The 21,217-nt window shown below is 57.9% G+C and carries 20 protein-coding genes; 14 read left to right on the forward strand and 6 right to left on the reverse strand.

Translation table 11 applies throughout. From position 1 onward, the window contains the following. Nucleotides 1–139: 139 nt before the first annotated feature. The gene (locus K0F75_RS14295; RefSeq protein ID WP_219062521.1) at nucleotides 140–2,038 is read left to right on the forward strand and encodes a sigma-54-dependent Fis family transcriptional regulator; all 1,899 of its coding nucleotides are present in this window, start codon (nucleotides 140–142) and stop codon (nucleotides 2,036–2,038) included. Between the two features lie 74 nt (nucleotides 2,039–2,112). Here K0F75_RS14295 and accC read toward each other — a convergent pair whose 3' ends face one another. From accC to K0F75_RS14325, 6 genes are all read right to left on the reverse strand, one after another. Next, complete coding sequence (gene accC, locus K0F75_RS14300) at nucleotides 2,113–3,456, reverse strand: acetyl-CoA carboxylase biotin carboxylase subunit (RefSeq protein ID WP_219062522.1); 1,344 nt, start codon at nucleotides 3,454–3,456, stop codon at nucleotides 2,113–2,115. Nucleotides 3,457–3,473: 17 nt separating this feature from the next. Continuing rightward, on the reverse strand, nucleotides 3,474–3,929 hold the full coding sequence (accB, locus tag K0F75_RS14305; protein ID WP_219062523.1) for an acetyl-CoA carboxylase biotin carboxyl carrier protein: 456 nt from the start codon (nucleotides 3,927–3,929) through the stop codon (nucleotides 3,474–3,476). 24 nt (nucleotides 3,930–3,953) lie between these two features. After that, nucleotides 3,954–4,409, reverse strand: a complete 456-nt coding sequence (gene aroQ, locus K0F75_RS14310; RefSeq protein ID WP_219062524.1) for a type II 3-dehydroquinate dehydratase — start codon at nucleotides 4,407–4,409, stop codon at nucleotides 3,954–3,956. A 126-nt stretch (nucleotides 4,410–4,535) separates the two neighbouring features. Then, on the reverse strand, nucleotides 4,536–6,323 hold the full coding sequence (locus tag K0F75_RS14315) for a protein-disulfide reductase DsbD (protein ID WP_219062525.1): 1,788 nt from the start codon (nucleotides 6,321–6,323) through the stop codon (nucleotides 4,536–4,538). A 98-nt stretch (nucleotides 6,324–6,421) separates the two neighbouring features. Beyond that, a complete protein-coding gene (locus K0F75_RS14320) occupies nucleotides 6,422–8,383 on the reverse strand; it encodes a methyl-accepting chemotaxis protein (protein ID WP_219062526.1) in 1,962 nt (653 codons plus the stop codon). A gap of 52 nt (nucleotides 8,384–8,435) precedes the next feature. Next, on the reverse strand, nucleotides 8,436–10,103 hold the full coding sequence (locus K0F75_RS14325) for a diguanylate cyclase (RefSeq protein ID WP_219062527.1): 1,668 nt from the start codon (nucleotides 10,101–10,103) through the stop codon (nucleotides 8,436–8,438). A 410-nt stretch (nucleotides 10,104–10,513) separates the two neighbouring features. On the opposite strand from K0F75_RS14325, the gene K0F75_RS14330 reads away from it, so the two are divergent. The 13 genes from K0F75_RS14330 (at nucleotide 10,514) to speA (ending at nucleotide 21,214) form a co-directional block, all read left to right on the forward strand. After that, nucleotides 10,514–11,674 carry a DUF2515 family protein gene (locus K0F75_RS14330; RefSeq protein ID WP_219062528.1) on the forward strand — a complete coding sequence of 387 codons (1,161 nt, stop codon included), beginning with the start codon at nucleotides 10,514–10,516 and terminating at the stop codon, nucleotides 11,672–11,674. Further along, nucleotides 11,671–12,324 carry a hypothetical protein gene (locus K0F75_RS14335; protein ID WP_219062529.1) on the forward strand — a complete coding sequence of 218 codons (654 nt, stop codon included), beginning with the start codon at nucleotides 11,671–11,673 and terminating at the stop codon, nucleotides 12,322–12,324. The genes K0F75_RS14330 and K0F75_RS14335 overlap by 4 nt, the downstream gene beginning before the upstream one ends. A 59-nt stretch (nucleotides 12,325–12,383) precedes the next feature. Beyond that, the gene (locus K0F75_RS14340) at nucleotides 12,384–12,887 is read left to right on the forward strand and encodes an Hcp family type VI secretion system effector (protein ID WP_219062530.1); all 504 of its coding nucleotides are present in this window, start codon (nucleotides 12,384–12,386) and stop codon (nucleotides 12,885–12,887) included. Then, complete coding sequence (locus K0F75_RS14345) at nucleotides 12,884–13,375, forward strand: hypothetical protein (RefSeq protein ID WP_257604382.1); 492 nt, start codon at nucleotides 12,884–12,886, stop codon at nucleotides 13,373–13,375. Before K0F75_RS14340 ends, K0F75_RS14345 begins: the two co-directional genes overlap by 4 nt. A gap of 36 nt (nucleotides 13,376–13,411) precedes the next feature. Further along, on the forward strand, nucleotides 13,412–14,881 hold the full coding sequence (locus K0F75_RS14350) for a TIGR01777 family oxidoreductase (protein ID WP_219062531.1): 1,470 nt from the start codon (nucleotides 13,412–13,414) through the stop codon (nucleotides 14,879–14,881). Next, nucleotides 14,878–15,435, forward strand: a complete 558-nt coding sequence (locus tag K0F75_RS14355) for a DUF4166 domain-containing protein (RefSeq protein WP_219062532.1) — start codon at nucleotides 14,878–14,880, stop codon at nucleotides 15,433–15,435. The genes K0F75_RS14350 and K0F75_RS14355 overlap by 4 nt, the downstream gene beginning before the upstream one ends. A 3-nt stretch (nucleotides 15,436–15,438) precedes the next feature. Next, nucleotides 15,439–15,867, forward strand: a complete 429-nt coding sequence (locus K0F75_RS14360) for a hypothetical protein (RefSeq protein WP_219062533.1) — start codon at nucleotides 15,439–15,441, stop codon at nucleotides 15,865–15,867. Between the two features lie 120 nt (nucleotides 15,868–15,987). Beyond that, nucleotides 15,988–16,329 carry a hypothetical protein gene (locus K0F75_RS14365; RefSeq protein WP_219062534.1) on the forward strand — a complete coding sequence of 114 codons (342 nt, stop codon included), beginning with the start codon at nucleotides 15,988–15,990 and terminating at the stop codon, nucleotides 16,327–16,329. Beyond that, entirely contained in the window at nucleotides 16,326–16,823 is a 498-nt protein-coding gene (locus K0F75_RS14370) for a hypothetical protein (protein WP_219062535.1), read from the forward strand. Before K0F75_RS14365 ends, K0F75_RS14370 begins: the two co-directional genes overlap by 4 nt. Before the next feature lie 144 nt (nucleotides 16,824–16,967). Beyond that, nucleotides 16,968–18,041 carry a DUF2333 family protein gene (locus K0F75_RS14375; protein ID WP_219062536.1) on the forward strand — a complete coding sequence of 358 codons (1,074 nt, stop codon included), beginning with the start codon at nucleotides 16,968–16,970 and terminating at the stop codon, nucleotides 18,039–18,041. Nucleotides 18,042–18,044: 3 nt separating this feature from the next. Further along, a complete protein-coding gene (locus tag K0F75_RS14380; RefSeq protein ID WP_219062537.1) occupies nucleotides 18,045–18,584 on the forward strand; it encodes an NUDIX hydrolase in 540 nt (179 codons plus the stop codon). A 191-nt stretch (nucleotides 18,585–18,775) separates the two neighbouring features. After that, complete coding sequence (locus K0F75_RS14385) at nucleotides 18,776–19,147, forward strand: translation initiation factor Sui1 (protein ID WP_219062538.1); 372 nt, start codon at nucleotides 18,776–18,778, stop codon at nucleotides 19,145–19,147. Nucleotides 19,148–19,300: 153 nt separating this feature from the next. Beyond that, nucleotides 19,301–21,214 carry an arginine decarboxylase gene (speA, locus tag K0F75_RS14390; RefSeq protein WP_219062539.1) on the forward strand — a complete coding sequence of 638 codons (1,914 nt, stop codon included), beginning with the start codon at nucleotides 19,301–19,303 and terminating at the stop codon, nucleotides 21,212–21,214. Nucleotides 21,215–21,217 lie beyond the last annotated feature (3 nt).

The following is a 21,217-nucleotide window of genomic DNA, read 5'->3' on the forward strand; positions in this document are numbered from 1 at the left end:
TGCAGATGACCGGGTGTTTGAGCGAGACGCTGAGACGCTCCGTCTCAACGACGGCCCGCTAGCAGGAAGGGTTGTCGTGGGTAGGCAAACGGCGCTTAATAACGCGCATAACAACAATACGCCCAGAGGTGGACAGGCCATGTTTGCCGCACACTCCAAAGCTCATGTGGACTGCGTCAGCCGCGTGCTGAGGCATGCCGGTCGCCTGCCACAAGCCCCCGTGCCGGACTTGATTCTCGATTCCTGGCGACGCTCGATGGACCAATACCATTTGGACCCTGCCTCGCAGCAAGGTCCGCGCATCCTTTCTCACACTGTCCTCAAGGAATGCCGCGAGCGTGCCGACTTGTTCCTGCGAATTGCCGGCGAGGAAGTCGCGAGGCTGCACGGACGGGTTCGCGAAGCCGATTATTGTGTCCTGCTGACCGACGCACAGGGCCAGACCATCGACTATCGGGTCGAGTCGGGCATCCGCAACGATTGCCGCAAGGCCGGTTTATACCTGGGAACCTGCTGGTCGGAAGGCGAGGAAGGGACCTGCGGGGTCGCCGCCGTGCTCACGGGTAAGGCGCCGGTGACGGTTCATAAACGTGATCACTTTCGGGCAGCCTTCATCGGATTGACCTGCTCCGCCGCGCCGGTGTTCGATCCCCAAGGTGAACTGCTCGGCGTGCTGGACGTTTCGGCGCTGCAATCGCCGGATGATCGGCGCAGTCAGCATTTGATCCGACAGATGGTCGTGCAGAGTGCCCGCGTTATAGAAAATGCGTTCTTCATGCACAGCGCTCAGGGGCATTGGTTATTACGTGCACACAGCGCGCCGGGGTATGTCGACAGTCAGCCCGATTACCTGTTGGCGCTGGATAACGACGGCCGATTGCTGGCCCTCAACAGCATGGCGCGACAGGCGTTGCGTCAGCGTTTCGGTCGCCTGCCAGAGCACATCAACGAGGTGTTCGGCGCTGATGCCTTGCAGGCGGTAACGGATGAAACGCCGCAACTGCTGCGCTGGGGAGGCGATGACGGTGAATTGCATGTGCGACTCAGTGCGCCCCGCAGGCAGCACCCGATTCGAGCTGTGCCAACAGAGGAAAGCCCCGCCGCCCAACTCGATCCGCGCATTGCCCAGAGTTTGCAGTTGGCGGTCCGGGTCAAGGATTGCAACTTGCCGGTCCTGATTCAGGGTGAGACCGGATCAGGCAAAGAGGTGTTTGCCCGGCAGTTGCATGACATCAGCGCCAGGCGCAGCGGGCCGTTTGTCGCCCTCAACTGTGCGGCTATTCCGGAAAGCCTGATCGAGAGCGAGTTGTTCGGCTACGTCGCCGGTGCGTTCACGGGGGCGTCGAGCAAGGGCATGCGCGGGCTGTTGCAGCAGGCTGACGGTGGCACGCTGTTCCTTGATGAGATCGGCGACATGCCCTTGAGTTTGCAGACCCGTCTGCTGCGGGTCATGGCCGAAGGCGAGGTCGCCCCCTTGGGCGGTGCGCGGCGGCAAACGGTGGATATTCAAGTGGTCTGTGCGACACACCGCAACCTTGCGGCGATGGTAGCGGATGGCAGCTTTCGCGAGGATTTGTATTTCCGCCTCAGCGGTGCGCGATTCCAGTTGCCGCCTTTGCGCGAGCGCAGCGACCGTCTGGTGTTGCTCAATCGACTGTTCGAAGAAGAAGCGCGTTTGTGCGGCGGGCGGACGGGTTTGAGTACGTCGGCACTGGAATGCCTGCTCAGCTACGCGTGGCCGGGCAATGTCCGTCAATTGCGCTATGTCTTGCGTTACGCCTGTGCGGTGTCCGCAGGCATGACTGTCCAGTTGAGTGACCTGCCGGAAGATGTCCGTGGGGCACCTGGCGCCGAGCGTTCGTGGACCCATTCGGTTGAGGAACGCGTCAGTCCGCAACGCCAGCTTTTACTGGATGCGCTCATCCGTCATCGCTGGAAACCCGGTGACGCCGCCCGGTCGCTGGGGATATCGCGGGCGACGTTGTACCGGCGGGTGAATCTGCACGGCATTGAGATGCCGGGTAAAAGGCGCATTTAGGGCCAAAAAAAGACCCTTGCCGTGAGGCAAGGGTCTTTTTCAGGTGCTGCGAGTGGCTCGAGTAACGGAGACCGTTATTCGTTCGCCAATTTGTGTTCCAGGTAGTGGATGTTGACTCCGCCTTTGCAGAAGCCTTCATCACGAACCAGGTCACGGTGCAGCGGGATGTTGGTTTTGATCCCGTCTACCACAATCTCGTCCAGCGCATTGCGCATGCGCGCCATGGCTTCGTCACGGGTTGCGCCCCACGTGATCAGCTTGCCGATCAACGAGTCGTAGTTCGGCGGTACTTTGTAGCCACTGTAGAGGTGCGAGTCGACCCGTACGCCATTACCGCCCGGCGCATGGAAATGCTTGACCAGTCCAGGGCTCGGAATGAACGTTTTCGGGTCTTCGGCATTGATCCGGCACTCCAGTGCATGCCCGCGAATGACCACGTCATCCTGGGTATACGAGAGTTTGTTGCCGGCGGCGATGCTGAGCATCTCCTTGACGATGTCGATGCCGGTGACCATTTCCGATACCGGATGCTCCACTTGAACCCGAGTGTTCATCTCGATGAAGTAGAAGTGGCCGTCTTCGTAAAGGAACTCGAACGTGCCGGCACCACGGTAACCGATGTCGATGCAGGCCTTGACGCAGCGCGCTAGAACTTCCTGGCGTGCCTTTTCGTCGATACCCGGTGCCGGTGCTTCTTCAAGCACCTTCTGGTGCCGACGTTGCAGCGAGCAATCACGGTCGCCCAAGTGGATCGCGTGACCCTGGCCATCGGACAACACCTGAACTTCCACGTGACGTGGGTTGGTCAGGAATTTTTCCAGATAGACCATCGGGTTGCTGAACCAGGCTGCCGCTTCGGCACGGGTCTGCTTCGCCGCTTCGATCAGGTCTTCTTCGCGGTGCACTTCGCGCATACCACGACCGCCGCCGCCGCCAGCGGCTTTGATGATCACGGGGTAACCGACTTCGCGACCGATGCGCAGCGCGGTTTCTTCGTCTTCAGGCAGTGGACCGTCAGAACCTGGAACCGTTGGCACGCCAGCACGCTTCATGGCGTCCTTGGCAGAAACCTTGTCGCCCATCAGGCGGATGGTTTCGGCGGTAGGGCCAATAAAGGCGAAACCGGATTTCTCCACCTGTTCGGCGAAGTCGGCGTTTTCCGCAAGGAAGCCGTAACCCGGGTGAATCGCCGTGGCGCCGGTCAACTCGGCAGCCGAGATGATGGCCGGAACGTTCAGATACGACAGGTTGGCAGGTCCAGGGCCGATGCAGACGGTTTCGTCTGCCAGGCCCAGGTGCATCAACTCGCGGTCTGCCGTTGAGTGTACGGCGACGGTCTTGATGCCCAGTTCTTTACAGGCACGCAAGATGCGCAGGGCAATTTCGCCGCGGTTGGCGATCAGAACTTTTTCCAACATCGCAGGCTCTCCGTGGTTCAAACGATGGTGAACAGCGGCTGGTCGTACTCAACCGGCTGACCGTTTTCTACCAGGATGGACTCGATCACACCGCTGGTTTCAGCTTCGATGTGGTTCATCATTTTCATCGCTTCAACGATGCAAATGATGTCGCCCTTCTTCACGGTCTGGCCGATTTCGACAAAGGCTGGCGAAGTCGGAGCAGGCGTGCGGTAGAACGTACCGACCATCGGCGAACGAGCGATCGTGCCGTTGAGTTTCGGTGCGGCAGGTGCTTCTGCAACAACGGCAACGGGCGCGGCAGCAACAGGTGCAACCGGCGCAGCCATTGGAGCAGGTGCGTAGTACTGCTGAGCAGGGGTTTTGCTGTGACGGCTGATGCGTACGGACTCTTCACCTTCACGGATCTCGAGCTCGTCGATGCCGGATTCTTCCAGCAGTTCGATCAGTTTCTTAACTTTACGGATATCCATTAATCATCAACTCCCAAGGGTCGGTCAGGGGCGTATAGCTTGTTGTTCAAGCTGTTCCAGGGCGGCCTCCAGGGCCAGTCGGTAACCGCTGGCGCCAAGGCCGCAGATCACTCCCACCGCTACATCCGAGAAGTAAGAGTGATGGCGGAAAGGTTCGCGTTTGTGCACGTTAGAGAGATGCACTTCGATGAATGGGATGCTCACGGCCAGCAGCGCGTCACGTAATGCGACGCTGGTGTGCGTAAAAGCTGCTGGATTGATCACAATGAAGTCCACGCCTTCATCGCGTGCGGCGTGAATGCGATCGATCAGTTCGTACTCGGCATTGCTTTGCAGGTACATCAGATGATGGCCACGGTCTCGGGCCTGTTTTTCCAGATCCTGATTGATCTGCGCCAAGGTCACTGCGCCGTAGAGGCCCGGTTCACGTGTGCCGAGCATGTTCAGGTTAGGTCCGTGGAGAACCAGTAAGGTCGCCATCTGTTGTTCCTTATTGTGTATGCGAGCATCGATGCGCAGCGACTATGCCGTAAACCCCTGCGGACTGTCCAGTTAACTGCAATAGCCAGCACGATGAGCGATGTTCGCGCGAAGTTTATGACTCGTTTATTGAATTTGGTCATTTGCCTTGGCGATGCGCGCCGCGAAGGCTGTCGCATTGATTTCGCCGATCACCCGAAGGTCCGCAAGCTCCGCGCCGTTTTTGCCGAAGAACAGCAGCGCAGGCGGGCCGAACAGCTTGTAGCGGTCGAGCAAGGCGCGTTGTTCTGCGTTGCTGTCGGTCATGTCAAAACGAATCAGGCGATAACCGGTGAGCTTGCTCGTCACGCGGGGATCGGGCAGCACGTCATGTTCGATGACTTTGCAGCTGATGCACCAGTCGGCGTACCAATCCAGCAGCAGCGGTCGACCGGCATTTTTAGCGTCGCTCAGGGCGCGGTCGAGTTCGGCAGCGGTGCGGATGGTCTGCCACTGGCTGGTGGGTGCCACGGCTTCATTGGCCATCAATGCCGCTTGTGGTCGGCCCAGCGGACGCAAGGGATCGGTCTGGCCGCTCAGTGCGCCGTACCAGCAGGCCACGGCGTAGACCAGTAAAAACAGGCCAAGCAACTGATTAAGGCGCTGCGGACCGGACTTGTAGGTGAACTCCAGTGCGCCAAGAAACAGGGCAACGCCAGCCCCCAGCAAGCCCAGCAGGAGCAGGGTGATCTCGCCTGGGATGACCCTGCTGAGCAAGCCGATGGCCACGGCCAGCAGCAAGACACCGATGATATTTTTTACCGAGATCAGCCACTCGCCGCTTTTAGGCAGCCATGCCGCGCCGCCCGTGGCGACCAACAGCAAGGGCGTGCCCATGCCGAGTCCCAGCGCAAACAGCTTCAAGGCCCCACCCAGGGCATCGCCGCTGGCACTGATATAGAGCAGCGCGCCTGCCAGGGGCGCCGAGACACACGGCGAAACCAGCAGGCTGGAGACCACGCCGAGGACCGCGGCGCCCCATAACGATCCGCCTTCAGTACGCCCCGCAACCCGGTGCAGGTGAAAGCTGATGAAGTGCGGCAGGCGCAGCTCGAACAGCCCCAACATGGCAGCAGCGAAAATCATGAAGAACAGCGAAAAAGGCACCAGCACCCAGGCTGATTGCAGGCGCGCCTGTAAATTCAGCTCGGCGCCGAACATGCCCATCAACGCCCCGAGCAGGGAAAAACAGATCGCCATCGGGAGTACATAGGCCAGCGACAAGCTGAACCCGCGCAGCCCGCCGACCTGTCCGCGCAGGACCACACCGGACAGGATCGGTAGCATCGGCAGCACGCACGGGGTGAATGTCAGGCCGATACCCGCAAGGAAAAACAGCGCCAGTTCCTTCCAGCCCCAGGCGCCCTTGGTTGGCGGTGTGGCGGACAGGCCTGTACTCGCGGTCGCAACGTCGCCGATGTCCAGGCGCTCGGTTTCAGGGGGATAGCACAGACCTTTGTCGGCACAGCCTTGATAGGTGACGGCCAGAGTGAACGGTCGGTTGTCGCCGGGTGTGCGTGGCAGGTCGACATCGAGAATGCCGTGATAGACCTCTACGTCGCCAAAGTACTCGTCGTGTTTTTGCTCGCCTTGAGGCAGTTGCGCGGCGCCCAGGCCGATATCGGCAGGCTCGGTGCGGAACTGAAAGCGATGGCGGTACAGGTAATAGCCTTCGCTGGCGACGAAACGCAATTTGATCGATTGCGGCGTGGTTTCTATCAGGCTCAGGCGAAAAGCTTCGCGGACCGGCAGGAAGTCAGCGCTGTTGTTCAGCGATGCAGCGCCCAGTGTGGTGCTGGGGCGATTGTCCAGGAGGCTGGCACCGGAGGCGGGCAGGGCGAGGATCAATAACATCAGGCAGAGCAGGCGGCGCATAGCGGTCTCGCATGTCGAAAGTCCGCGCATGATAGCGGACTGCTCCCGGTCTTGCATGACACAGACCTTGTAGGCGCTTGCTCCTACAAAGGGCGGATCTACACCCTGAACGCCTGGACGGCGGTGTTCAATCGCCCGCCAAGTTGTTGCAGGTGTTGGCTCTGGCTGCGGCCTTCGCCGATGCGCAGGAGGTTATCCCCGCCCAATTGGTGGATGCCTTCGCTGTGATCGCGAATTTCGCTGACGGCACCGCTTTGTTGGGCGGTAACGTCGGCGATGCGTTCTGCGGTGTTGGCGATGGTCTGGATTGCGCCGACGATTTCATCCAGCGCGCCATCGGCGGCTTGTGCCTGATTGGCGGTGGTTTTGGCGTGTTCGACCTGGGCGCGCATGCCTTCTACCGACTCGCTCGCCGCTTTTTGCAGGCTGGCAATCAGTACCTGAATCTCGCCCGTGGCCCCGGCTGTGCGCTGAGCCAGGGAGCGTACCTCCTCGGCGACCACCGCAAAACCCCGGCCCATTTCCCCGGCGCGGGCGGCCTCGATGGCGGCGTTGAGGGCCAGCAGATTGGTCTGGTCAGCGATAGAGCGGATCACGGTCAACACGCTGCCAATGGTGGCCGACTCCACGGCCAGGTGTTCGATGGCCTGAGCGTTGTGTTGCACTTCGCCCACCAGGGCGTGCAGCCCGGTCAGGCTCAGGCCGATCACCCGTTGACCCTGTTCTACGGCGCGACCGGCATCGCGGCTGGCCTCTGCGGCCTGGCTGGCGTCTCCGGCCACCTGTTGAATGGTGGCCTCCAGTTCGCCCAACGAGTCGCGAATCAGCGCGGTATCACTGGCCTGGCGTTCTGCGCCGCCATGCAGGCCGGTGCAGAGTTCGGCCAAGGCATGGCTGCTGCCTTCAACCTGCTCGGCGTTCAAGCGGATAGTGCCGACCAGGTCCACGAGGTAGGCCCGCAGGCGATTCAGCGATTCTTCGATGTCGCGCAGTTCGCGGTTGGTCGCGCCCAGCTGGATGTCCTTGGCGAAATCCCCCTCGGCCCAGGTCGACAACGCGGGCGCAAGATTGGTCAGAACGCGGGACAGGCGCCGTTGCAGGGTGTCGATCAACAGCGCGATCAACAGGATCAGGCCGATCATCAGGCCTTGCATCATCCGCACATCGCCCTGGATAAGTGCGTGCTGTCCGCGCACCTCCGGTTCCAGGCCAGTGATTGCTTTTTGCAGCGTGTCGATTTTGAGTTGAGCGCTGGCGCTGAGTTCCGCGCGGCGCTGAATCTGGTCCCGGGTCCGGTTCAGCTCGGCAGGGTAACGGTTAAGCAGGCTGCTCAATTCACGTTTGTAGCCCACGCCGCTGTCTTCGGCGACGGCTTTCTCGCTATTGCCCAGGCCCATCATGGCGGAGAAGTCTTCAGTGCTCGACTCGGCACTGGCTGTGACGCCGAGCAATGGCAAGGCATCCAGCGCCTGCGCCTGGGTGCTGATGGCGGCGACTTCGCGTTCGACATCGGCGGCCAGTTCACTGCGGCCGCTGCTGACCAGTTTGTCCCGGGCCAGGCTCAGGCGTGCCAAGTGCTGTGACGCGCTCAGCAGCGGGCCTTGATAGCTGGGCGCCGCAGGGTTGGTATTGCTGGAAGCATAGTGCGTGAGCTGTTCGATCGCGGCGCCCAGTTCGCGTTCGGCCTGTAACAGCAGGCCTTGCGGATCACCCGCCAGCTTGCCCGCCGCCAGCAGGTCGTTGCTGCTGAACTCGCGCAGTTGGGAGAGGCTGGGACGCAGGCTGTCGGCCATCTGTGGCGGCAGTGCATCGAGTTCATGCTGGAGCTTGTCGATGGCCTGAATGGCATCGCTTTGGCGCAGGGCATCGCCGCTGGAGAGGTAATCTTCAATGCTGCGCGCGACTTGATTCTGAAACGCTTGAGACAGGCTCAGGTAACGCTCCATGAGTTGATAGGGGCGTTCCAGTGCCCGCTGTGACCACCAAAGCGTTATTCCTAACGCGACACAAACGGTGACCAGCAGTAGCGTATTGAGATTGGTAAGCAGCTTCAGGCGCATGAGGTCTCGACCCGACGACTATGGGTAAGCGCTTGAAGTTATTGCGTTTTGGTTACAGTGTTATGACCGAATCGGTCGATTCATGAATTAAAGTGGCACTTTGCCTCTGGCGGCCTGCGTGCACCTGATTACGTCCTGCATCTTTGGCCTGGTACAGCGCATCATCTGCCAGTGACGCCAGCATCAAGCTGTCGGCGCCTTCGTACAATTCCATAACGCCTGCACTGAAGGTGCACGACAAATCCACCGGTTGCGCCGGGTAATGAATCTCGGCAAAGCGCTGGCGGATCTCGTCCAGGACTCGGTGCGCGTTGTGCAGGTCGGTGTCCGGCATCACGATGGCAAACTCTTCGCCACCGTAACGGCCAATATAGTCGGTCTTGCGCAGACGTTGCTTGAGGAACAGCGCCAGGCTTTTGATCACCCGGTCGCCCATGGGATGGCCATGGCTGTCGTTGACGCGCTTGAAGTGATCGATATCGAGCATGGCAAAGCTCAGCGGCTTGCCTTCGCGGCGGGCGCGGAAGCTACAGTCTTCAAGCAGTTGCAGGATATGCGTGTGGTTATACAGGCCGGTCAGACTGTCGCGAACCATCCGCGCCTTGAGGCTGCGCGCTCGTGCCGCGCGGTTGCGCACGGTGGTGATCAAATGACGTGGCTTGATCGGCTTGGTCAGGAAGTCATCGCCGCCTTCACTCATGGCGTCGAGTTGCTTGTCCAGATCGTCTTCGGCCGACAGGTAGATGATCGGTACGCTGACATAACGGTCGTTATGGCGGATCACTTTGGCCAGCTCGGTACCGGTGCAGCCCGGCATGTACATGTCGAGGATGATCAGGTCAGGCTGGAACTCCGCGAGTTCGGCCATGGCCTGGATCGGGTCGATCAACGTGCGGGTGATGATTCCGGCACTGTTAAGCAAGCGTTCGGTGTGAGTGGCCTGCGCGCGGGAGTCATCGATGATCAGCACTTTATAGGGCTCGTATTGCGCCACAAAGGTGAGGACTTCGATTTTTTCCAGAAGGCTCGAGGCGTCGAGCGTGCCGGTGAGAAACTCCTGACCGCCAGCGCGTACGGCGGCCAGTCGGGTCGGGGTGTCAGTTTCGTTTTGGCTGAAAAACAACAGCGGCAGCTTTTGCTCCAGTCCGTCCTGCACCTTTGCCGCCAGTATCAGGCCTTCACCGGGGCCGCAGAAGTCGACGTCCATCACGATCGCTGCCGGGTAGCGCTCAGCCATGGTGGCGTGGAACGCGGCAATACTGTCCAGCGACAAGGCGCTCAGACCGAAGAATTCAAGTTGTTTGGCCAGTCGCTCTGCGCGCTCATGGTCCTGGAGCATCACGTAGATCGGTTTGCGCAGGGGCGGCAACGAGGTTTGGTCCAGGTGGTCACCGTGGCGCAGGCCTGTGCGTGACAAGCGTTGCATCAACCGGTTGAGTTCGGTGATCAGGCTGCTGCTCAGGCGTCCACGGTTGGCTTCGACCGCATCGAGTGCCCCACTGATACTGCGTGCCAGTTGTGCGTGCTCAGCCTGCTCAAAGCGCTCGGCGAAACGCAACAGGCGCAGATTGGAATCCGTGAGCTCCGCCATGTCGGCAGTTGACCATTCACTTTGCTGCAGGCGTTGCCAGACCTCAAGAATTTGACGTGCCTGATGAATTACCCGCTGGGCAAAATGATGCTTGAGACGATCACGACTCGGATCTTCTGGCTCGGTCATATCCTGGCTACTAGTGAAGGTGCAAACGTAGGTAGGCTGGTGGCGCTATGCTAGCACCTCTCGTCATCTTCCAACGTGCCGTAAGTCAATTAGCCCCTAAAGTATTGAGTCCTTTTATGACCCATCCGTTTGCGTGGGTGGTACAGAATAAAAGGGTTAAATTGGCGTTTTTTTGCAGATATTGCATCCGAAACAGGCTATGAGCAGGCAAGCCTGCGGACAGCTGAGAATTGGACGCAACAGGGTGGCGAAAACACCGGGATAGATAGGTAAGAAAGTTCTGATTTTTTGGCTCGGTGCTCTGAATGATTTGTGAGCTATCGCTGTAAGAACATTCTGAATTTTTAGCTCAAGGCTTCTGGCAAGCCTGCGCCTGATAGGGTTTCGACATCCAATCAGGGGCCACCTCAATGACTCAGTGCTTTAAAGATCACGAATGCGACAAACAGGTCTTGAATCAAAACACCAAGCCCATCGCTGAGTGCGCGAGTCACGTCGTCGAACTGTACGGATGCAAAACCAGGGTCACGGAGGTGCCGGTTCTGACCTGTGAGGGTGTCTGGCGCGTTTTTCAGCGGGAGGCCGAAGACGTTGTGGCCCCCGGCGGCATCCTGATTGCCGATCCCATCGAACGAAACCGCGCCATCAACGCCGCCTACGCCAGGCTGTGGCTGCACGAGCCGCGCTTCCAGTGGGCCGGACTGGCGGCCTTTGCTTCCAAGCAAGTCGGCTGCGGGCTATTGCATGCGGCGGGCTCTGTCGACGGCGTCCAGGCGGAGTACGACGCAGGGCAGAGATTGCTGGCCGGTAGTTCGGTCTCAAGTTCTGGCATTCCGGGCGTGTACACCATCAGCGATATGGATAAGCGGACGCTGCGCGATTACCAGCAAGCGAAGGACAGCAACCCCGTCCCCTCCCTGGATATTCGCCGTGAGGGAGAGCCGTTATCCCTGATGCAGCAGCAGTTCCAGCACGTCTACGAAATGCTGGCGCTGGGCAACACCACATTGTTCCTCGATATCTTTCCGTTGCATGCGTTTTATAAAAAGCGCGGGTTCTCGGAATTGAAGACGTGCCTGAAAACACGCGCGGGCATTTATGGTCATCCCAAATTCCCGGTGCTGTGGCCGGTTGGGCAGGAAATACTTCCTTTCGGAACCGCTCACCTGGAAATCCTGCAAGCCTTTGAGGCAATAGAGGAGGGGGATATTGCCAGGAGCGTTGAGCATTTTGCGTTGCACGAACAGCGGAACATCCTGCAACCGTCAATCTACGAAGACCGGCAACTGATCGCTCTGTTGCGCGGTAACCACGCGTCCTATGTCACCGGTCTCCCCTCCGGCGTGGCCCAAGCCATCGAGTTGACCCTCGCCAGCCAATGTCAGCGTGTCGAAGATGGCCGCACTATCGGCTTCGGCAGCAACCCGTTGGCGGACCTGTCTGACGTTGAACAGCGGATGGTCTTCGTGCTCAGAGCGGCGGCGCGCTTCGACGAGATGCTGAATGACAACAATCGTAGTGCGCTGGAACAGTCGATCAAGGATATCGCTGCGGGTGAGGGCGTGCGATGAGCGTGCAATCACGCGTCGGTGGCCGGCGTCGGCGACTGGGCGTTGTCCTGCTCGCCCTTTTGGCTGTGGCGCTGTTGCGCTGGGGTTTTCAGGCGCTAGCGGACGAACCGGAAATTGCCTTGGAGATGGGAGGCACTTACGAGGACCTGCGAGAGCGCTCTACGGCGAACTTTAGTCAGCTGATACCAGGGCATGTGTGGTTTGGCATACCCAAGACTGATGCGCGCCTACGGTTTATTGATCCGCAGTATGGGTTCGTGACCCCTCTGGCTCGTTTCTTCACCGTCGGATTTGATGACAACCTAATTGATGGCATTCGCATGTCCCCCCAAATCGAACCGCTGCTGCTCGATGACGCCCTTAAGGTCGTGCTGGACTTACAGGATCAATGGCGTCACAGCGGCTGGGTCGTCATCTGGCCGAAAGACGATCCACCCTTCGCCGATACACCCGAATGGCGCGCCCAATTGCAGGACGTGAACAAGGGCGGAACAACCTATTGGCAGGCTGGCGACAAATACCAGGTTTTGCTGCGGGTGCATCGATTCAAAGACAACAAACGTCCCAACGAAGAGCGCTACATGATCACCCTCAATCTCGGCAAACCATGGCTGCCCACCCATACCGAGCTCCCTGTGCTTGCACGCTGAGTGCTCGCCCCACGCCAGTCATCCGAATACTTTTTCTCGAAAAAAAATGGAGCATCCGAATGCCAAATCCCGCCTACATGACCATTCACGGAACTCAGCAAGGCCTTATCACTGCCGGTGCGCTCAGCAAGGACTCGGTTGGTAACGCATGGCAGCTGGGCCATGAAGATCAGATTCTGGTTCAGGCATACGACCATGGAATCGTTATTCCTGGTGGAGTAACCGGTCGTCGTATGCACAAACCGCTGATCATCACCAAGGCGGTCGATAAGTCCTCACCTTTGCTTTTTAATGCGGCAACCAGCGGTGAAGCGATCAAAACGTGCCGATTAGACTTGTATCGCCCCTCTAGCAATGGTGTTCAGGAACACTTTTACACTATTGAATTGAAAGGCGCTGTCATCGTCGCCTTCAATGCGACCATGCCCCACTGTCAGAACTTGAGTACTGCCCATTTCACTCAATTGGAAACGGTGCACTTTGCCTATCAGACCATTGTTTGTCGACACGAAATCGGCAAAACCAGTGGCTATGACGAATGGCAAGCAGGGAGTCAGTCGTGAAGTTAATCAGCGCGTTGTACCCGTCATTGTCGGAGGTGAAACATACCTATCCAGTTGACGAAGCGCTGGATATCGTCAAGCAGCATCTTGAAAGGAGGGCCGATATCGATGGGATGGAGCCGCTTCGTAACGTTCTGATGCTCCCGTTTGACAGCGAGGTGATGAAACAGGTCGAGAGTGGTGAATGGTTGTTGGTGAGGGACGAGGCGTATTACTTTGATCGCGGGCAAATTGATAAGTCGGTGGGTGCGAAGTTGTTTGAGCATCGGGTAATGGGATTGATGAATGCCCCTCCGCCCCAGGAAAAGCACCATCGCCGGATATTCCGCGTCACCGATAGCCAAACAGGAGAGCCGCTTATTAATCAAAGTTACATCGCCACCGTTGAGGGTGAGACGAGTAAGAGACGAACCGACGTTATTGGAATAGCCCATATACCCGCACCGCCAGTGGGCGCGAAGATTTCCCTGCACGTGCTATTTAGCTAACCCACGGACGTATGTATTGATGTATCGGGAAATATAATGACTCTTCATGACACAATATTAAGCCTGCTGGCACTTCAAGGCGTGATAGGCGCTTTCGATGTGATTTATCACCATGAGTTGCGCTGTGCTTTACCGCAACAACTGTCTGCGGCCTATGAACTTCGTTTGCACGCGATCCGCTCGTGTCTTTACGGGGTGGTATTCGCTGGGCTGGCCTGGTTCGTCTGGGGCGGAGCCTGGCTTTTTTTGCTGTGGGGCATTGTTCTTATCGAGGTGGTGCTGACGCTGATGGACTTCGTCGAGGAGGACCGGACGCGTCGACTGCCTCCCAGCGAGCGCGTCACGCATACGATTCTCGCGATAAATGGCGGTGTCTTGTTTGGTCTGTTGGGGTGGCTCTCGCTGGATTGGGCCGAGCTTGGCACGGGTGTGTACTGGACGCCGAGCGGCGGGTTGAGCATTGCACTGACCGTCATGGCTGTTGGTGTGGCTGCATCAGGGATACGTGACGGTTTTGCAAGTCGTGTGCTCAGTCGCTCAAAGGCTCCCGAACCCTTCGATTTTGGCTCTGCCGCGCAGACGTTTCTGATCAGTGGTGGAACCGGTTTTATCGGACAGGCCTTGGTCAGAGCACTGCTGGAGCAAGGGCATGCGCCTATTCTGTTGGCGCGTGACCCCTTGAAGGCTTCGATGCTCTTCCAGGGTCGAGTGCGTTGCATTACGTCTATGGATCAGCTCGACCCTGATAGCTGTGTCGATGTCGTCGTTAATCTGGCAGGTGAGAAAATTCTTGGTCGTCCCTGGAGCGCTGCACGTAAAGCCAGTTTGATTGAGAGCCGCGTGAGGACGACAGAGGCGTTGGTTGAATGGATGGGTAAAGCCAGGAAAAAACCGCGCGTGATGTTGTCAGCTTCGGCAGTGGGTTTCTATGGCGAACAGCACGTGGATGACGCGAGTGTCCTGGACGAAGCGAGTCCCGGCAAAGAGGGCTTTACCACTGAGCTCTGCCAGTCGTGGGAAAACTCGGCTCGCAAAGTGGTCGAGTTGGGCGTTCCTTTGAAGTTACTGCGACTCGGGCTGGTATTTGGCGGTGGTGGCGGTGCGTTGCCTCCCATGCTTCTGCCCATCCGTCTTGGGCTGGGAGGGTCGCTGGGCAGTGGTCGGCAAATCATGAGCTGGGTTCACCTGCATGACGTTCTCGGGGTAATGGCTTGGCTGTGTCGTGGTGGTGCCTCCTCAGGCAACGGTGCCAAGGCCTATAACGTGGTCGCCCCGGAAAATCCTTCGCAGCGCGAGTTCGTTGCTGTAGCGGCTCGCTTGCTCAGGCGACCAGCTTTTTTCAAGACGCCCGAAGGTCCATTGCGCAGGTTGTTGGGCGAGCAGTCCTGTCTGCTGCTCGACGGACAACGCGTCAGCCCACGGCGACTGCGGGAGGAGGGTTACGCGTTCCGTTTTGCAACCTTGTCATCGGCATTGGCTGACGTATGTGGCAAGACACCCGCATGAAAGGGCTTTATCAGCTGATTTTGGGTGACGACTTCCAGCGAATGGCGCCAGTCCTCAGAGCGTTGCACGACGGGCAGGGCGCTTTGGTACAGGGAGATTTAACGGTCAAATGGGCGCGCCCCATGTGGCAACGTCTGCTGTTGCGTCTTACCAAGATGCCGCGACAGTCCTTGTCATCAAAGTGTCACGTGCAAATTTCACCGCTGCCCCAGTGCTCGGAACGCTGGGTGCGAAGTATCGGGGCAAGGTCACTGACAAGCCTGATGCAGCCCGATGAACGCTCCAGGATCATCGAGCAAGTGGGCCTGATTACTGCGCATTTGACTACGTCGGTGGATGCGGAGGGGCGGTTGCAGCAGCGCAGTGACCGGATATATCTGCGCTGGCTAGGCTGGCCTTTGCCCGGACTGGTTATTACGGCGAGTGAAGAAGCAATTGATAAGCAGCGATTCCGCTGCCACGTAAATGTCAGTCTCGGCCGTTTCGGTACGTTGCTTTCATACGAGGGCGTGCTGTGTCTTCGGCAACGCTCCGAAATGGCGATCAAGGATTAATAAATGAAAAATCTATATTCGAATAACGACATACCTGCATGGATGACGTGGGTGTTGCGCATCGCTGCACTGTACAACCTGTTGTATGCCGTGCTGTTAACGATATGGCCTACACAAACATTTGAATGGCTGCAGATGCCCGTTACGCCAGAGGTAATGATTCGCTGCATCGGCATGATGGTCGGTATCTACGCGCTGGGTTATTGGATTGCGGCGCAGGATGTCTTGCGTTACTGGCCTCTGGTGGCAGTGGGTATTGTTGGAAAAACCCTTGGACCCATCGGCTTTTTGCAGGCCGCGCTGAGTGGAGCCCTGCCATGGCACAGCGGGATCATGTTGCTCTTCAATGATTTGGTCTGGTGGTTACCGTTCTGGATCATCGTTGTGCATTGCTTGCGTGTTTCGAAAAAAAGGGAAGGCGCGCGTGTGTAGGTAAACCTAGCCACGGAATCCGTGCAAGACCTTAGGGAATAAGCCCAAAGGCACCTTGCTGTAAGTCAGGGCGGTTGTACTCAGTTTCTGCAATCGCCCCGTTTTGTTTTTGGATGGATCATGAAAAAAATAATGGTTGCGGGATTTTTAATGTTGGTGGCTGTTCTAAATATGGGTTATTACAATTATGTCGAGGAATATGGTCCCGATTCAACCACTTTTTTTTGGAAAAAATCACTCACGCTCCAAGTGAAATTCGTTAATCCGTACGCGAATTGGGGGGGTATGATGTGTTGGATGACGAGCAGCAACAACAGCTTATTGATTACTGTAAGTATCGGCTTGGGATCAAAACCAATCTCGATCATCCAGATGATGCGAGGCGTTGTAGTAAGTTGTAAAGTGGTAGCGCGCATCAATGAGCGATTGTCTGTTGTTAGCTTGCGTGGGTCTATTGAATGAGTTTGGTCTGGTTTTTTCGTTTGTCGCAGAAACAGTGTTTCATGATGTGGGGGCTGGTTGATGTCGCTTTTATAGTTTTTTATTGTATCTATTGTCTGGGCTTGAATCGTATGCCCTATGTCTATGATTTTGAGGCTCTGCAATTGATGTGGAGGGGCAGCTATCCAGTAAGTCATTGGCTGTATTGGGCGGTCCGCCTGCTCGAGGCTTTTATGATATTTAATCTGTCCGTGTGGGTATCGTGTGTTCTTTTCTTTTTGAATTGCAAGTGGGTTCGATTTGTTGTGTATGCCCAGTTACCTTTTCGGCTAACAGGTTTATTGGTTTTGGGTGCGTCGGTGTTTTTAATTCAGTCATGGATGGAACAGGTATTAGGTTCTGCGGTGATTGTCTTATTGGTTCTGATTGAAGTATTTAAAGTGCGAAATCTTAGGGCGTTGAATTTTCAGGGTGAGGGCATCGGTGCTGGAGCCGCATCGGATCGTGAACGATAGCTTGTCGAGCCTTTAGGCTACGAAGCGAATGCCCCGGCTACACCCCCTCAACCCATTTCCACGCAACCTCCCTCCCACACCCAAGGCACCTTGCTGTAAGGTTGTGGTCGAACCATTGAATTTCGTGATTGAAAGGATATAGCCATGCTGGACTGGAAGAACCGCGCGGGCCGCGCACAGGACCGTGTCGATGACTCAGCGGTTGGAACCCGCCCCCGAGGCTACTGGGGTGGTGTTTTTTTTAGCCGTGCTCTAGGTGTTCTGGTCGGCCTGTATTTGCTGGTCACGCTAGTGATCGGCTGGTACTGGAGCCAGGAACCGGCGCTGTTTCCGGTTCAGCAAAACGCGCAGTTGGCCGCTGAGAGTCAGGGCAAGCAGATGGTGATCGGCTTCACCACCGTCGAAACCCTGAAGACGGTGGCATCGACGCTGCTCGATAAGAGCGGTGGCTATATTTCAAACGACCGCTTCCCGCCGGGGCTGTGGCTGGACAACATGCCGAGCTGGGAATATGGCGTTTTGGTCCAGGTGCGGGACATGAGCCGCGCCCTGCGTAAGGACTTTGCCCGTTCCCAATCCCAGTCGGCGGAAGACGGCGATTTGGCCCGCGCTGAACCGCGCTTCAACTTCGACAACAGAAGCTGGGTGTTGCCGTCGAGTGAATCCGAATACCGGGAGGGGATCAAATCGCTGACTCGCTATCAGGATCGCCTGTCCGACCCCAGTCAGAAAAGTGCGCTGTTCTATTCGCGCGCCGATAACCTGAACAACTGGTTGGGCGACGTCGCCACCCGACTGGGTTCGCTGTCGCAACGACTGTCTGCCAGTGTGGGCCGGGTCAAGCTCAACAGCAGCCTGAAGACCGAAACGGTCATGCCGGGCCAGGTGCCACAGGTCGATGAAGAAATCGTCGAGACGCCGTGGATGCAGATCGACAATGTGTTCTACGAAGCCCGGGGTCAGGCGTGGGCGTTGTCGCACCTGCTGCGCGCTATCGAAGTAGACTTTGCCGACGTGTTGGCGAAAAAGAACGCCACGGTCAGTGTGCGTCAGATCATTCGTGAGCTGGAAGCTTCTCAGGCAGCTGTCTGGAGCCCAATGATTCTCAATGGCAGCGGCTTCGGGGTGTTGGCTAACCACTCGCTGGTCATGGCCAACTATATTTCCCGGGCCAACGCTGCTGTGATCGACCTGCGCCAACTGCTTTCGCAGGGTTGATCGATGTCGTTTTCCTCTCAGGAGGCCGCGCACCGCGCCGCCTCCGACGCCGAACAGATCGCCTGGGTCGATGAGCAGGACACACAGCTGGGTTCTATTGAGCGGGCTCAATTACGCGAGCGCGGCCTGATTGGACGTGGCACCTATATATTGCTGTTCAACTCTGCCGGGGATTTGTGCGTGCATCGGCGCACCTTGAGCAAGGCTATTTATCCGGGGTATTGGGACGTGGCAGCTGGCGGCATGGTGCTGGCTGACGAAACCTACGCCGAATCGGCAGCCCGCGAACTGGAGGAAGAGTTGGGCGTCAGTGGCGTATCGCTGAGCGTGCATGAGCATTTCTTCTTCGATCAACCGGGCAATCGCCTGTGGTGCGCGGTGTTCAGTGCCATCTGGGACGGGCCGCTGACGTTGCAGCCTGAAGAGGTGCTGGAAGCGCGCTTCATTCCGGTTGCCGAGGCCTTGAGTGAAACGCTGCACAAGCCTTACTGCCCGGACTCCCTGGCGGCACTGAAGCGTTATTTGGGGCGGACAGGGTCTTAGGCGCAAAAGATCAAGAAATTGGCGCATATTTGCCCTTAGCATCTGCACTTTTTGCCGTTACACTGCGCGACCTTTTCAAACTGGGCCATTATTGGCTCAGTAGCGCTGCCCCTGCCTGAGTGGGGCTTCGCGGTCGGTTACCCGCTACGCCGGAACCGACCCATCTTTGTCCTCAAACAAGAGGATTGCTGGTGGCCAAAAAAGCCGCATCCTTCGCCGCCTTGGGCGGTCTGGTATTTTCCACCGACGCAGGACGGCATTGCCCCGACTGTCGTCAGCCCGTGGATGCCTGTATCTGCAAACAAACCGTTATCCCCGATGGAGATGGCATCGCTCGTGTGCGTCGCGAAAGCAAAGGTCGTGGCGGTAAAACGGTGACGACTGTCACGGGGGTGCCGTTGGCCGAAGACCCGCTCAAAGAGCTGGCGACTGCGCTCAAACGGCGTTGCGGAACCGGTGGTGCGCTCAAGGACGGGGTGATCGAGATTCAGGGCGATCACGTCGAACTGCTGTTGGCGGAGCTGGTGAAGCTCGGGATCAAAGCGAAGAAGTCCGGCGGTTAAGCCTCCACTTCTAAACTCTGTGCCGTGACACGGGTCTACTCCTCAACGCAGACGGGCGCCTGTCGACACAGTGCCAAATCGTCACTTCCATTCTTTACACTGCGCCAGCCCTGTTGCGGCTGACGCTATTTGACTTCTTTATAGGGGACTTCGATGTCCGTACGACGCACACGCAAAGACGATGGCAGCCAATGGACAGTTGCGGACAGCCGCAGTGTTTATGGGATTCGTCATTGGGGAGCCGGTTATTTTGCAATCAACGACGCCGGCCGCGTTGAAGTTCGCCCCAACGGTCCGAGCAGTGCGCCTATCGATCTGTATGAACAGGTCGACGAGCTGCGCAAAAGTGGTCTCTCTCTGCCGTTGCTGGTGCGCTTTCCCGACATCCTGCAAGACCGCGTTCGTCAGTTGACCGGCGCGTTCGACGCCAACATCGAACGCCTGGGCTACCAGAGCAAATACACCGCGCTGTACCCGATCAAGGTCAACCAACAAGAAGCTGTGGTGGAAAGCATCATCGCCACGCAGGACGTCTCCATTGGTCTGGAAGCCGGTTCCAAGCCGGAACTGATGGCCGTGCTGGCCTTGGCGCCCAAAGGCGGGACCATCGTTTGCAACGGCTACAAGGACCGCGAGTTCATCCGTCTGGCATTGATGGGGCAAAAGCTGGGTCACAACGTCTTCATCGTGATCGAGAAAGAATCCGAAGTGGCGCTGGTCATCGACGAGGCTGCGGATCTCAAGGTCGCGCCACAGATTGGCCTGCGTGTGCGTCTGTCGTCGCTGGCATCAAGCAAATGGGCTGATACCGGCGGTGAGAAATCCAAGTTCGGTTTGTCTGCAGCGCAGCTGTTGTCCGTGGTCGAGCGTTTCCGCGCGGCCGGCCTGGATCAGGGCGTGCGCCTGTTGCACTTCCACATGGGTTCGCAGATCGCCAACCTGGCTGACTATCAACACGGGTTCAAAGAGGCGATCCGCTACTACGGCGAACTGCGCAATCTGGGCTTGCCGGTCGACCATATCGACGTGGGCGGCGGCCTGGGTGTGGACTACGACGGTACTCACTCGCGCAATGCCAGCTCGATCAACTACGACATGGACGATTACGCCGGTGTTGTGGTCGGCATGCTCAAGGAGTTCTGCGACGAGCAGGAGCTACCACATCCGAACATCTTCTCCGAAAGCGGCCGCTCGCTGACGGCGCATCACGCGATGTTGGTGGTGCAGGTGACTGACGTCGAAAGGCACAACGACGAAATTCCGAAGATCGCTGACAAGGAAAGCCTGCCGGAAACCGTGCAATGGCTGGTAGACCTGCTCGGGCCGACCGACATCGAGATGGTCACCGAAACCTACTGGCGCGCCACGCACTACATGAGTGACATCGCCACGCAGTACGCCGATGGCAAGATCACGCTGGCGCAGAAAGCCTTGGCCGAGCAGTGCTACTTCGCGGTCTGTCGCCGTCTGCACAACTCGTTGAAGGCGCGTCAGCGTTCGCACCGTCAGGTGCTGGACGAACTCAATGACAAGCTCGCGGACAAGTACATCTGCAACTTCTCGGTGTTCCAGAGCCTGCCGGACACCTGGGCGATTGGCCAGGTATTGCCGATTCTGCCGCTGCACCGTCTCGACGAAGAGCCGAATCGCCGTGCGGTCCTGCAGGATTTGACCTGCGACTCCGACGGCAAGATCAAGCAGTACGTCGACGAACAGAGCATCGAGACCAGCTTGCCGGTGCATGCGCTCAATGAAGGCGAAGATTATCTGCTGGGGATTTTCCTGGTGGGCGCCTATCAGGAAATTCTCGGTGACATGCACAACCTGTTCGGTGACACCGACTCGGTAAACATCTATCAGAAACCGGACGGCAGCGTGTACCACGGGGGCATCGAGACTCACGACACCATCGAGGACATGCTGCGCTACGTGCACTTGTCTCCGGACGAGCTGATGACGCATTACCGCGACAAGGTTGCCAGCGCCAAGATCAGTCCGCGCGAACGTACCCAGTACCTGGACGCGTTGCGTCTGGGTCTGACGCGGTCGTCGTACCTGTCTTCCTGATCT

The sequence above is a fragment of the Pseudomonas sp. UMAB-08 genome (genome assembly GCF_900095225.1).
Classification (GTDB): Bacteria; Pseudomonadota; Gammaproteobacteria; order Pseudomonadales; family Pseudomonadaceae; genus Aquipseudomonas.